The 12,624-nt window shown below is 37.3% G+C and carries 14 protein-coding genes; all 14 read left to right on the plus strand.

Going from position 1 to position 12,624, the window contains the following annotated elements:
- Positions 1-3: 3 nt before the first annotated feature.
- The 14 genes from rpoC to rpmC all read left to right on the plus strand — a co-directional run bounded on the left by rpoC (position 4) and on the right by rpmC (position 12,615).
- The gene (gene rpoC / locus C511_RS0109660) at positions 4-4,284 is read left to right on the plus strand and encodes a DNA-directed RNA polymerase subunit beta' (protein WP_027318092.1); all 4,281 of its coding nucleotides are present in this window, start codon (positions 4-6) and stop codon (positions 4,282-4,284) included.
- A 313-nt stretch (positions 4,285-4,597) separates the two neighbouring features.
- Positions 4,598-5,002, plus strand: coding sequence for a 30S ribosomal protein S12 (gene rpsL / locus C511_RS0109665; protein WP_024997603.1), 405 nt, complete (start codon positions 4,598-4,600; stop codon positions 5,000-5,002).
- A gap of 113 nt (positions 5,003-5,115) precedes the next feature.
- Positions 5,116-5,592 (plus strand): 30S ribosomal protein S7, encoded by a 477-nt coding sequence (rpsG, locus tag C511_RS0109670; RefSeq protein WP_024997602.1) that lies wholly within the window; start codon positions 5,116-5,118, stop codon positions 5,590-5,592.
- A 20-nt stretch (positions 5,593-5,612) separates the two neighbouring features.
- On the plus strand, positions 5,613-7,730 hold the full coding sequence (gene fusA, locus C511_RS0109675) for an elongation factor G (RefSeq protein ID WP_024997601.1): 2,118 nt from the start codon (positions 5,613-5,615) through the stop codon (positions 7,728-7,730).
- Between the two features lie 72 nt (positions 7,731-7,802).
- The gene (gene rpsJ, locus C511_RS0109680) at positions 7,803-8,108 is read left to right on the plus strand and encodes a 30S ribosomal protein S10 (RefSeq protein WP_024997600.1); all 306 of its coding nucleotides are present in this window, start codon (positions 7,803-7,805) and stop codon (positions 8,106-8,108) included.
- Between the two features lie 20 nt (positions 8,109-8,128).
- On the plus strand, positions 8,129-8,746 hold the full coding sequence (gene rplC, locus C511_RS0109685; RefSeq protein WP_024997599.1) for a 50S ribosomal protein L3: 618 nt from the start codon (positions 8,129-8,131) through the stop codon (positions 8,744-8,746).
- Positions 8,746-9,372 carry a 50S ribosomal protein L4 gene (rplD, locus tag C511_RS0109690; protein WP_024997598.1) on the plus strand — a complete coding sequence of 209 codons (627 nt, stop codon included), beginning with the start codon at positions 8,746-8,748 and terminating at the stop codon, positions 9,370-9,372. The genes rplC and rplD overlap by 1 nt, the downstream gene beginning before the upstream one ends.
- A gap of 12 nt (positions 9,373-9,384) precedes the next feature.
- Entirely contained in the window at positions 9,385-9,675 is a 291-nt protein-coding gene (gene rplW / locus C511_RS0109695) for a 50S ribosomal protein L23 (RefSeq protein ID WP_024997597.1), read from the plus strand.
- 1 nt (position 9,676) lies between these two features.
- Positions 9,677-10,501, plus strand: a complete 825-nt coding sequence (gene rplB / locus C511_RS0109700) for a 50S ribosomal protein L2 (RefSeq protein ID WP_024997596.1) — start codon at positions 9,677-9,679, stop codon at positions 10,499-10,501.
- Positions 10,502-10,520: 19 nt separating this feature from the next.
- A complete protein-coding gene (rpsS, locus tag C511_RS0109705) occupies positions 10,521-10,790 on the plus strand; it encodes a 30S ribosomal protein S19 (RefSeq protein WP_024997595.1) in 270 nt (89 codons plus the stop codon).
- 26 nt (positions 10,791-10,816) lie between these two features.
- On the plus strand, positions 10,817-11,221 hold the full coding sequence (gene rplV, locus C511_RS0109710) for a 50S ribosomal protein L22 (protein WP_024997594.1): 405 nt from the start codon (positions 10,817-10,819) through the stop codon (positions 11,219-11,221).
- Between the two features lie 11 nt (positions 11,222-11,232).
- Positions 11,233-11,958 carry a 30S ribosomal protein S3 gene (rpsC, locus tag C511_RS0109715; RefSeq protein WP_024997593.1) on the plus strand — a complete coding sequence of 242 codons (726 nt, stop codon included), beginning with the start codon at positions 11,233-11,235 and terminating at the stop codon, positions 11,956-11,958.
- Between the two features lie 22 nt (positions 11,959-11,980).
- Entirely contained in the window at positions 11,981-12,415 is a 435-nt protein-coding gene (gene rplP, locus C511_RS0109720) for a 50S ribosomal protein L16 (RefSeq protein WP_024997592.1), read from the plus strand.
- A gap of 5 nt (positions 12,416-12,420) precedes the next feature.
- Positions 12,421-12,615: a 50S ribosomal protein L29 gene (rpmC, locus tag C511_RS16625; RefSeq protein WP_034782149.1), complete on the plus strand. Its 195-nt coding sequence runs from the start codon at positions 12,421-12,423 to the stop codon at positions 12,613-12,615.
- The last annotated feature ends 9 nt before the right edge of the window (positions 12,616-12,624 follow it).

Consider the following 12,624-nt stretch of genomic DNA (forward strand, 5'->3'; position numbering starts at 1 on the left):
TATATGGCTTTTAGAAAAGAAAATAAGATAAAGAGTAATTTCTCGAAGATTTCAATTGGTTTGGCTTCCCCTGAAGAAATTCTTGAAAATTCGAGTGGTGAGGTTTTAAAACCTGAAACTATAAATTACCGTACATATAAGCCTGAACGCGATGGACTGTTCTGCGAAAGAATCTTTGGACCAATCAAAGATTACGAGTGTCATTGCGGAAAATATAAGCGTATTCGTTACAAAGGTATCGTTTGTGATCGTTGTGGCGTTGAAGTTACGGAAAAGAAAGTAAGACGTGAACGAATGGGACACATACAATTGGTCGTGCCCGTTGCTCATATATGGTATTTCCGTTCTTTACCTAATAAAATAGGTTATTTGTTAGGCTTGCCAACCAAAAAACTTGATTCAATAATTTATTATGAAAGATACGTAGTTATACAGCCTGGTGTGAAATCAGAAGACGGTATTGCTGCATATGATTTGCTTTCAGAAGAAGAATATTTGGATATTCTAGACACTCTTCCTAAAGAAAATCAGTATTTGGAAGATAATGATCCGAATAAGTTTATTGCTAAGATGGGTGCGGATGCTATCTATGACTTACTTTCTCGTCTTGACTTAGATGCTTTATCATATGAGTTGAGACATCGCGCGGGGAATGACGCCTCTCAGCAACGTAAGAATGAAGCATTAAAACGTTTACAAGTTGTTGAATCATTCCGTATTTCAAGAGGGCGTAATAAACCTGAATGGATGGTTGTGAGGATTGTTCCTGTTATTCCTCCTGAATTACGTCCATTAGTTCCTCTTGATGGGGGAAGGTTTGCTACTTCTGACTTGAATGATCTTTATAGAAGAGTTATAATTAGAAATAATCGTCTTAAGAGACTTATTGAGATAAAGGCTCCTGAAGTAATTTTGCGTAATGAAAAACGTATGTTACAAGAATCAGTTGATTCCTTATTTGATAATTCTCGCAAATCAAGTGCCGTAAAGACGGATGCAAATAGACCATTAAAATCTTTGTCAGATAGCCTTAAGGGTAAACAAGGGCGTTTTCGTCAGAACTTGCTTGGTAAGCGTGTTGATTATTCTGCCCGTTCTGTTATTGTAGTGGGACCAGAATTAAAAATGCACGAGTGTGGTATCCCTAAATTAATGGCAGCAGAACTTTATAAACCTTTTGTTATTAGAAAGCTAATAGAAAGAGGTATTGTTAAAACAGTAAAGTCTGCGAAGAAAATTGTTGATCGCAAAGAACCTGTTATTTGGGATATTTTGGAACATGTTATGAAAGGACATCCAGTGCTGTTAAACCGTGCACCAACTTTGCATAGACTGGGTATTCAGGCATTTCAACCTAAGATGATTGAAGGCAAAGCAATTCAGTTGCATCCGCTCGCTTGTACTGCTTTTAATGCAGACTTTGATGGTGACCAGATGGCTGTTCATTTACCTTTAAGTAATGAAGCCATATTGGAAGCGCAGATGTTGATGCTTGCTTCACATAATATCTTAAATCCCGCCAATGGAGCTCCAATTACTGTTCCTTCTCAAGACATGGTTCTTGGATTATACTATATCACTAAACTTCGTAAAGGGGCAAAAGGTGAAGGACTCATCTTTTATGGACCTGAAGAGGCGATGATTGCTTACAATGAAGGGAAAGTCGATATTCATTCTCCAATCAAAGTTATTGTAAAGGATTTAGACGAGAATGGCAACATTGTGGATGTTTTGCGTGAAACGTCTGTTGGACGTGTTATTGTTAATGAAATTGTACCTGCAGAGGTTGGTTATATCAATACCATTATTTCTAAAAAATCCTTAAGAGAAATCATTGGTGATGTTATAAAAAAATGCGGAGTTGCAAAAACTGCAGATTTTCTAGATGGTATAAAAGATTTAGGGTATCGAATGGCATTTAAGGGTGGCCTTTCATTTAACTTAGATGATATTATTATTCCTGAGGAAAAGGAAACACTTGTACAAAGAGGGTATGATGAGGTTGAGCAAGTAATTAGTAACTATAATATGGGGTTCATTACAAATAACGAACGTTATAATCAGGTTATTGATATATGGACACACGTGAACTCTGAACTTTCAAATATACTAATGAAAACGATCTCATCTGATGATCAAGGTTTTAATTCAGTGTATATGATGCTTGATTCTGGTGCTCGTGGATCAAAAGAGCAGATTAGACAGCTTTCTGGTATGCGTGGTCTTATGGCTAAGCCTCAGAAAGCAGGTGCCGAGGGCGGACAGATTATTGAAAATCCTATCTTGTCAAACTTTAAAGAGGGATTATCTGTATTGGAGTATTTTATTTCTACTCACGGTGCCCGTAAAGGTCTTGCTGATACAGCTCTCAAAACAGCGGATGCAGGGTATCTAACTCGTCGTTTAGTTGACGTTTCGCACGATGTTATTATTAATGAAGAAGACTGTGGCACACTTCGTGGTCTTGTATGCATGGACTTGAAGAATAATGATGATATTATTGCTACTTTGTATGAACGTATTTTAGGAAGAGTATCTGTACATGATATTATTCATCCTACTACTGGAGAGTTATTAGTTGCTGGTGGAGAAGAAATTACAGAAGATATCGCGAAAAAAATTCAAGAATCTCCAATAGAGAGTGTCGAAATACGTTCGGTATTAACTTGTGAATCTAAAAAGGGAGTTTGCGCCAAATGTTACGGAAGAAATTTAGCGACTAACCGTATGGTTCAGAAAGGTGAGGCGGTTGGTGTTATTGCCGCACAATCAATTGGTGAGCCGGGTACACAGTTAACATTGAGAACTTTCCACGCTGGAGGAACTGCAGCTAATATAGCTGCAAATGCAAGTATAGTGGCTAAGAATGATTCGCGCCTAGAGTTTGAAGAACTTAGAACGGTTGATGTTGTTGATGAGAGTGGTGAGGCTGCTAAAGTCGTTGTTGGACGTTTAGCTGAGGTTCGCTTCATAGATGTAAATACGAATATTGTTTTATCAACTCATAATGTTCCTTATGGTTCAAAACTTTACGCCGCAGACGGTGATATAGTAAATAAAGGTAAGGTTATTGCTAAATGGGATCCTTTTAATGCTGTTATCATTACTGAAGCTACAGGTAGAATTGATTTTGAAGGGGTGATTGAGAATATTACTTATAAAGTTGAATCAGACGAAGCAACTGGTCTTAGAGAAATAATCATAATTGAATCTAAAGATAAAACTAAAGTCCCATCTGCTCATGTAATATCTGAGAGTGGTGATTTGATTAGAACATATAATCTTCCTGTGGGTGGACACGTTGTTATTGAAAATGGACAAAAGGTCAAGGCAGGTGAGGTAATAGTTAAGATCCCTCGCGCTGTAGGTAAGGCTGGTGATATTACTGGAGGATTGCCCCGTGTAACAGAGCTTTTTGAAGCCCGTAATCCATCAAATCCGGCAGTGGTCTCAGAAATTGACGGAGAGATTAGTATGGGGAAAATTAAAAGAGGAAATCGTGAAATTATTGTCACCTCAAAAACTGGAGAGGTTAAGAAATATTTAGTTGCTCTTTCTAAACAAATTCTAGTTCAGGAAAATGATTATGTTCGGGCAGGAACTCCATTATCTGATGGTGCCACAACTCCATCTGATATTTTGGCTATTAAGGGCCCTACTGCAGTTCAAGAATACATAGTTAACGAGGTTCAGGATGTATACAGGCTTCAAGGTGTGAAAATTAACGACAAGCATTTTGAGATAATTGTGCGTCAGATGATGCGAAAAGTACAGATTGATGAACCTGGTGATACTCGCTTCTTGGAACAACAAGTGGTTGATAAGCTTGACTTTATGGAGGAAAACGACCGAATTTGGGGTAAAAAGGTTGTAGTTGAATCTGGTGATTCTCAAACTTTACAAGCTGGACAAATTGTTACTGCACGTAAGTTGAGAGATGAAAACAGTATGTTAAAACGTCGTGACTTGAAACTTGTCGAAGTTCGTGATGCTATACCAGCAACATCTACCCAAATATTACAAGGTATCACTCGTGCTGCTTTACAAACATCTAGCTTTATGTCGGCAGCATCATTCCAAGAGACAACTAAAGTCTTAAATGAAGCTGCGATAAATGGTAAAGTTGATCGTTTAGAGGGTATGAAAGAAAATGTAATATGTGGTCATTTAATTCCTGCAGGAACTGGGCAACGTGAATTTGAAAAAATCATTGTTGGCTCTAAAGAGGAATACGATAGGGCTTTGGCTAATAAGAGGACGGTAATTGATTATACGGAATCATAGTTCCTTTCATGGAATGATCGCCTGTTAAATATTATTATGAACACCTGAGTTGATATCTAATATTATATATTAATATCATCTTGGGTGTTCTTGTATTTTTTATCATTTTAATGGTTTGCAATATATAATCTTTGTTTAAATCAATCTTACTGAATTATTATATCTTTAATTCCTTGATTTGCCCCACAAATAGAGAACAAAAAATAAAAAAAGATATTGGTTTGATATATTGGATTATTATTTGTATTTTTGCAGCCCGAATTATACTGTATTGAAATTAATAATAAATAATATATAATTAAAAACAATTAAAATGCCTACAATTCAACAATTAGTAAGAAAAGGGCGCTCAGTGTTGGTAGAGAAAAGTAAATCTCCTGCGCTGGATTCTTGCCCTCAAAGACGCGGCGTTTGTGTTAGGGTGTATACAACAACACCTAAAAAGCCGAATTCAGCAATGCGTAAAGTGGCACGTGTTCGCCTTACAAATCAAAAAGAGGTAAACTCTTATATACCAGGTGAAGGACACAACCTTCAGGAACACTCCATCGTTTTAGTTCGTGGTGGACGTGTGAAAGACCTTCCTGGTGTTCGCTATCACATTGTACGTGGCACTTTGGATACAGCAGGAGTAGCTGGTCGTACTCAAAGAAGATCTAAGTATGGTGCAAAAAGACCAAAGCCAGGTCAACCAGCAGCTCCTGCAAAGAAAAAATAATTAACAAATTATAACTCGTTTTCGTTATTGGAAAAGTATAAGGTTGAGTAAATGTCCTAGTGAGGGTGTTGAAGACAAAATGCAACCAAAAACAAAACATTATTTATTGTAAAATGAGAAAAGCTAAACCCAAAAAACGTGTGATCTTACCAGATCCGGTGTTTAATGATCAAAAAGTATCGAAATTTGTGAATCATCTCATGTATGATGGCAAAAAAAACACTTCGTATGAAATTTTTTATGCAGCATTAGAGGTTGTTAAGAATAAGCTTCCTAATGAAGAAAAAAGTGCTTTGGAGGTGTGGAAGAAGGCTCTAGATAATATTACGCCTTTAGTGGAAGTGAAATCTAGACGTGTAGGTGGCGCGACTTTCCAGGTTCCGACTGAAATCAGACCCGATCGTAAAGAATCAATTTCGATGAAGAATCTAATTTTATATGCTCGTAAGAGAGGCGGAAAGTCTATGGCTGATAAACTTGCTGCTGAGATTATAGATGCTTTCAACGAACAAGGAGGGTCATTTAAACGTAAAGAGGATATGCATAGAATGGCTGAAGCTAATCGTGCTTTTGCGCATTTTAGATTCTAAATATATAAAAGTACTAGAAGATGGCAAAACATGATTTACATTTAACTCGTAATATCGGTATCATGGCTCATATTGATGCTGGTAAGACTACAACTTCGGAGCGTATCTTGTTTTATACCGGATTGACACACAAAATTGGTGAGGTTCATGATGGAGCAGCTACAATGGACTGGATGGAACAAGAGCAGGAGCGTGGAATTACTATTACATCTGCTGCTACTACTACGAGGTGGAAATATGCAAACGAAACCTATAAAATAAATTTAATAGATACACCTGGACACGTTGACTTTACAGCGGAAGTGGAACGTTCTCTTCGTGTTTTGGATGGGGCAGTTGCTACTTACTGTGCTGTGGGTGGTGTCGAGCCTCAGTCCGAAACTGTATGGCGTCAAGCTGATAAGTATAATGTTCCCAGAATTGGTTACGTAAATAAAATGGACCGATCAGGCGCTGACTTTTTTGAAGTAGTCCGTCAGATGAAAGATATTTTAGGAGCAAATCCGTGTCCTGTTGTTGTTCCCATTGGTGCGGAAGAAACTTTTAAGGGACTTGTGGACTTGATTAAGATGAAGGCTATTTATTGGCATGATGAGACAATGGGTGCTGACTATACTGTTGACGAGATTCCTGCTGATTTAGTTGATGAGAGCAATGAATGGAGAGATAAGATGCTTGAAAAAGTTGCTGAGTATGATGATGCATTAATGGAGAAATATTTTGATGATCCATCTACTATCACAGAAGAAGAAGTTTTGAGAGCGTTGCGTAATGCCACTGTTCAAATGGCTATTGTTCCTATGCTTTGTGGTTCTTCTTTTAAAAATAAGGGCGTACAGACATTATTGGATTACGTATGTGCTTTTTTACCATCTCCTTTAGATACAGAAAATGTTGTTGGTACAAATCCCAATACAGGGATTGAAGAAGATCGTAAGCCTGATGAGGAAGACAAAACTGCTGCTTTAGCCTTCAAAATTGCGACAGACCCCTATGTAGGTCGTCTAACTTTTTTCCGTGTTTATTCAGGTAAAGTTGATGCAGGTTCTTATGTTTACAATTCTCGCTCAGGGAAGAAGGAGCGTATTTCTCGTTTATTTCAGATGCACTCAAATAAACAAAATCCAGTTGAGGTTATCGGTGCTGGGGATATTGGTGCTGCTGTTGGTTTAAAGGATATTCGTACAGGCGATACATTATGTGATGAATCGGCTCCTATTGTATTGGAATCTATGGATTTTCCTGAACCAGTTATCGGTGTTGCAATTGAACCTAAAACTCAAAAGGATATGGATAAGTTGTCTAACGGCTTAGCTAAGTTGGCAGAAGAAGATCCTACTTTTACAGTGAAGACTGATGAGCAAACCGGACAAACTGTTATTTCTGGAATGGGTGAATTGCACTTGGAAATTATTATTGATCGTCTTAAACGAGAATTTAAAGTTGAATGTAACCAAGGTCGTCCCCAAGTTAATTACAAAGAGGCAATCACGAAGACTGTCAATTTAAGAGAAGTTTATAAAAAACAATCTGGAGGTCGTGGTAAGTTTGCTGATATTATTGTCAATATTGGTCCTGTTGATGCGGATTTCGTACAAGGAGGTCTACAGTTTATTGATGAAGTAAAGGGAGGCAATATTCCTAAAGAGTTTATTCCATCTGTTCAAAAAGGCTTTCAGTCGGCAATGAAGAATGGTGTTCTTGCTGGTTATCCTCTTGATTCTTTGAAGGTTACATTGGTTGACGGTTCATTTCACCCTGTTGATTCGGATCAATTATCTTTTGAAATTTGTGCAATACAAGCATACAAAAATGCATGTGCGAAAGCTGGCCCTGTTTTAATGGAACCTATGATGAAACTTGAGGTTGTTACCCCTGAAGAAAATATGGGTGATGTAATTGGTGACTTGAATAAGCGTCGCGGTCAAGTAGAAGGAATGGAATCCAGTCGATCTGGCGCGAGAATTGTTAAAGCTACTGTGCCTCTTGCTGAAATGTTTGGCTATGTTACTTCACTCAGAACAATTACTTCTGGACGTGCAACTTCTTCTATGACGTATTCACATCATTCTCAGGTTTCTACGTCTATTGCTAAGACTGTGCTTGATGAAGTGAAAGGAAGGACAGATTTATTATAATCAATTAATGTAGTGACTTAGTGAATGACTCTTAAGTCACTACTATTTATTAATATTTAATTAAAACTGAAGATGAGTCAAAAAATTAGAATTAAATTAAAATCATACGATCATAATTTGGTTGATAAGTCGGCTGAAAAGATTGTAAAAACTGTAAAAAGTACTGGTGCTATTGTTAGTGGGCCTATACCGTTGCCTACTCATAAACGTATTTTTACGGTAAATAGATCTACTTTTGTAAACAAGAAGTCTAGGGAGCAATTTGAACTTTCTTCGTACAAAAGGTTGATAGATATTTATAGTTCGACTGCTAAAACAGTTGATGCATTAATGAAGCTTGAGTTGCCAAGTGGAGTTGAGGTTGAAATTAAAGTTTGATAATTTAATAAGTTAGTGAAATGCCAGGATTATTAGGAAAGAAAATCGGAATGACATCCGTTTTCAGTGCCGATGGTAAAAATGTACCATGCACTGTTATCGAAGCAGGTCCTTGTGTAGTTACTCAGGTGAAAACGTCTAAAGTAGATGGTTACGAAGCTTTGCAGTTAGGTTTTCAAGAAAAAAAAGAGAAACATACTACGAAGCCCTTGATGGGCCATTTTAAGAGAGCTGGAGTTACGCCCAAGAGACACTTGGCTGAGTTTAAGGATTTCGATCAGGTCTTTAATTTAGGAGACACGATTAATGTTTCCTTATTTAGTGATGAGGATTTTGTAGATGTAATTGGAACATCTAAAGGTAAAGGTTTTCAAGGTGTTGTAAAGCGCCATGGTTTTGGAGGTGTTGGGCAATCGACACATGGACAGCATAATCGTGCTCGTAAACCGGGTTCTATTGGCGCTTGCTCGTATCCTGCAAAGGTTTTTAAAGGAATGCGAATGGGAGGCCAACTTGGAGGAGACAGAGTTACAGTGCAAAATCTTAAAGTTTTAAAAGTGATTGAGGAACACAATCTTTTGTTGATTAAAGGTTCTGTCCCTGGTTGTAAAGGTTCAATCGTAATAATTGAAAAGTAATGGAAGTTAACGTATATAATATAAATGGTGAAGCCACTGGAAGAAAGGTTACGTTAAACGAATCTATCTTCGGTATTGAACCCAATGATCATGCTATTTATCTGGACGTAAAGCAATTTATGGCAAATCAGCGTCAAGGTACACATAAATCTAAGGAAAGAAGTGAAATTAGCGGTTCTACCCGCAAAATTGGTCGTCAAAAGGGCGGTGGGGGAGCTCGACGAGGCGATATGAATTCTCCTGTTTTAGTTGGTGGTGGTAGAGTTTTCGGTCCAAGACCTCGCGACTATTTCTTTAAGCTCAATAAAAAAGTGAAAGCGTTGGCTCGTAAATCAGCCCTTTCTTATAAGGCTAAGTATGATGCGATCATAGTGCTTGAAGATTTCACTTTTGAGGTTCCTAAGACTAGAGAATTTGTAAGTTTGACAAAAAAACTTAATATTTCCAATAAAAAGCTGTTAATGATTCTATTGGAAACGAATAAAAACGTATATTTGTCGGCTCGTAACATTGCTGGTGCTTCTGTGCAAACTACATCTGGGCTCAATACTTATAGAGTGTTGAATTCTGATGTTGTTGTGTTTACTGAAAGTTCGCTATCATATTTTGATAAAGTTTCAATTTAAAGGAGTAGTATAATGGGAATTATAATTAAACCATTGGTGACGGAGAAAATGACTGCAATAACTGATAAACTTAATCGTTTCGGTTTTATTGTACGTCCTGAAGCTAATAAATTAGAAATAAAGAGAGAAGTTGAAATGCATTACAATGTTACTGTTGTGGATGTTAATACAACAAGATATGCTGGCAAAACTAAAAGTCGTTACACGCGCGCTGGTATTATCAAAGGTCGTACTAATGCTTTTAAGAAAGCAATAGTAACTTTAAAAGATGGTGATTCTATAGATTTTTATAGCAATATTTAAAATGGCAGTACGTAAATTTAAGCCCACAACACCAGGGCAAAGACATAAGATTATTGGTACTTTTGATGATATAACTGCTCAAGTACCAGAAAAATCTCTTGTATATGGTAAGAAGTCTTCTGGAGGCCGTAATAATGTCGGTAAAATGACAATGCGTTACATTGGAGGCGGTCATAAGAAGGTTATTCGTGTTGTTGACTTCAAGAGAAATAAGGATGGTGTTCCTGCGGTAGTTAAGACAATTGAGTATGACCCAAATCGTTCAGCTCGCATTGCGTTGTTGTACTATGCTGATGGTGAGAAACGTTATATCATTGCGCCTAATGGTTTGCAAGTAGGTGTTACATTATTGTCAGGTGCGGATGCTGCACCTGAAATAGGGAATACTTTACCTCTTCAAAATATTCCTGTTGGTACTGTGATTCATAATATAGAGTTACGCCCCGGTCAAGGAGCAGCTTTTGTTCGTTCTGCTGGTAATTTTGCCCAATTAACATCAAGAGAAGGCAAGTATTGCGTTATTAAATTGCCTTCTGGGGAAGTTAGGCAGATTTTGAGTACTTGTAAAGCGACTATAGGTAGTGTTGGTAATTCAGATCATGCACTTGAGAGTTCTGGTAAAGCAGGCCGATCAAGATGGATGGGACGCCGTCCTCGAAATCGTGGAGTTGTAATGAACCCTGTTGATCACCCAATGGGTGGTGGTGAAGGACGTGCTTCTGGAGGTCACCCAAGATCTCGTAAAGGTCTATATGCAAAAGGACTTAAAACGAGAGCTCCTAAAAAGCAATCTTCTAAGTATATTATTGAGAGAAGGAAAAAGTAATCTGATTAATTAGTAAGTTATGAGTCGTTCATTAAAAAAAGGTCCCTATATTAATGTTAAGCTTGAAGGAAAAGTTCTTGCAATGAATGAATCTGGGAAAAAGGCTGTTGTTAAAACATGGGCTAGGGCTTCAATGATATCGCCAGACTTTGTTGGCCACACTGTTGCAGTACATAATGGGAATAAATTTATACCTGTATATGTTACCGAGAATATGGTAGGTCATAAACTTGGAGAATTTGCCCCAACACGTACCTTCAGAGGACATGCAGGTAATAAGAAAAAGTAATGATTATAAGGAAAAATTAAGTTATAATGGGAACAAGAAAAAAAATATCGGCAGATAAAAGAAAAGAAGCCCTTAAAGCTACATATTTTGCAAAGCTGCAAAATGTTCCTACTTCTCCTCGGAAAATGCGTCTTGTTGTTGACATGATTCGTGGAATGGAAGTAAATAAAGCACTTGGTGTGTTACGATTTTCATCTAAGGAAGCATCTTCGAGAGTAGAGAAACTATTACGCTCAGCGATTGCCAATTGGGAACAGAAAAACGAACGTAAAGCTGAAGGTGGAGAACTGTTTGTTACAAAAGTTTTTGTTGATTGTGGTTCAACATTAAAGAGAATGAGACCAGCTCCTCAAGGGAGAGGTTACAGAATTCGCAAACGTTCAAATCACGTAACTTTGTTCGTTGATGCTAAGAGTAATAATGAAGATTAAATAAATGCTACATGGGACAAAAAGTTAATCCAATTAGTAATCGTTTGGGAATCATTAGAGGTTGGGATTCTAACTGGTATGGTGGAAATGATTATGGTGATTCTTTGCTTGAAGATAGCAAGATTCGTAAATATTTAAATGCTAGGTTAGCAAAAGCGAGCATATCTCGTATTATAATTGAAAGGACGCTAAAATTGGTTACTATTACAGTATGCACAGCTCGTCCTGGTATTATTATTGGTAAGGGAGGACAAGAGGTTGATAAACTTAAGGAAGAGCTTAAGAAAATAACCGACAAAGATGTTCAAATCAATATTTTTGAGGTTAAAAGGCCTGAGTTAGATGCTGTTATTGTTGCGAATAATATCGCAAGACAGGTTGAAGGTAAAATAGCCTATAGACGTGCTATTAAGATGGCAATAGCAAATACGATGCGAATGGGAGCTGAAGGAATAAAAGTGCAAATTTCAGGACGTCTTAATGGTGCTGAAATGGCTCGTTCCGAGATGTATAAAGAAGGAAGGACTCCGTTACACACTTTTAGAGCTGATATAGATTATTGTCATGCTGAGGCTTTGACAAAAGTTGGGCTGCTTGGAATTAAGGTCTGGATTTGTAGAGGAGAAGTATTTGGAAAAAGAGATTTGGCTCCAAATTTTACTCAAACTAAAGAAAGTGCACGTTCTACAAATAACAGTGGCGGAAAAAACTTCAAAAGAAAGAAAAATAATCGCTAAACGAATTTGAATTTTAGGAATTATGTTACAACCGAAAAAGACAAAATTCAGAAGACAACAAAAGGGACGCATGAAGGGCAATGCCCAGCGCGGCAATCAGCTTGCTTTTGGATCTTTTGGAATTAAAGCACTCCAGAATAAATGGATTACTGGTAGGCAAATAGAAGCTGCGCGTATTGCTGTGACTAGATATATGCAACGTCAAGGACAAATCTGGATAAGAATTTTCCCTGATAAGCCTATTACTAAGAAACCTGCAGAAGTACGTATGGGTAAAGGAAAAGGTTCTCCAGAAGGTTTTGTTGCGCCTATTACTCCTGGTAGAATTATAATTGAAGTTGAAGGAGTTTCATATGAGATTGCAAAAGAAGCTTTAAGGTTAGCTGCTCAGAAACTTCCTGTTACTACAAAATTTATTGTTAGGCGTGATTATGATGTTCAAAATCAAAATGCGTAAGACATATGAAGAATTCTGAAATAAAAGAGTTGTCTACAGTTGACCTAGTAGAAAGAATCGAAGCTGAGAAAATTAGTTATAGCCAATTGGTTTTGAATCATTCAATCTCTCCTTTAGATAATCCAGCAAAAATTAAAGTTTTGCGTAGAACGATTGCTAGGATGAAAACTGAGCTTCGTGACAGAAAATTAAATAAATAAATGATTGCC

The sequence above is a fragment of the Bacteroides graminisolvens DSM 19988 = JCM 15093 genome, assembly GCF_000428125.1.
In the GTDB taxonomy this organism is placed as follows: Bacteria; Bacteroidota; Bacteroidia; order Bacteroidales; family Bacteroidaceae; genus Bacteroides; species Bacteroides graminisolvens.

Bases quoted from the DNA above. Each gene is read 5' to 3' on its own strand.
- rpsG (WP_024997602.1), top strand. From the start codon at position 5,116: ATGAGAAAAGCTAAACCCAAAAAACGTGTGATCTTACCAGATCCGGTG.
- rpsL (WP_024997603.1), top strand. From the start codon at position 4,598: ATGCCTACAATTCAACAATTAGTAAGAAAAGGGCGCTCAGTGTTGGTA.
- rplP (WP_024997592.1), top strand. From the start codon at position 11,981: ATGTTACAACCGAAAAAGACAAAATTCAGAAGACAACAAAAGGGACGC.
- rpsC (WP_024997593.1), top strand. From the start codon at position 11,233: ATGGGACAAAAAGTTAATCCAATTAGTAATCGTTTGGGAATCATTAGA.
- rplD (WP_024997598.1), top strand. From the start codon at position 8,746: ATGGAAGTTAACGTATATAATATAAATGGTGAAGCCACTGGAAGAAAG.
- rplB (WP_024997596.1), top strand. From the start codon at position 9,677: ATGGCAGTACGTAAATTTAAGCCCACAACACCAGGGCAAAGACATAAG.
- rpsJ (WP_024997600.1), top strand. From the start codon at position 7,803: ATGAGTCAAAAAATTAGAATTAAATTAAAATCATACGATCATAATTTG.
- rpoC (WP_027318092.1), top strand. From the start codon at position 4: ATGGCTTTTAGAAAAGAAAATAAGATAAAGAGTAATTTCTCGAAGATT.
- rpmC (WP_034782149.1), top strand. From the start codon at position 12,421: ATGAAGAATTCTGAAATAAAAGAGTTGTCTACAGTTGACCTAGTAGAA.
- fusA (WP_024997601.1), top strand. From the start codon at position 5,613: ATGGCAAAACATGATTTACATTTAACTCGTAATATCGGTATCATGGCT.
- rpsS (WP_024997595.1), top strand. From the start codon at position 10,521: ATGAGTCGTTCATTAAAAAAAGGTCCCTATATTAATGTTAAGCTTGAA.
- rplC (WP_024997599.1), top strand. From the start codon at position 8,129: ATGCCAGGATTATTAGGAAAGAAAATCGGAATGACATCCGTTTTCAGT.
- rplV (WP_024997594.1), top strand. From the start codon at position 10,817: ATGGGAACAAGAAAAAAAATATCGGCAGATAAAAGAAAAGAAGCCCTT.
- rplW (WP_024997597.1), top strand. From the start codon at position 9,385: ATGGGAATTATAATTAAACCATTGGTGACGGAGAAAATGACTGCAATA.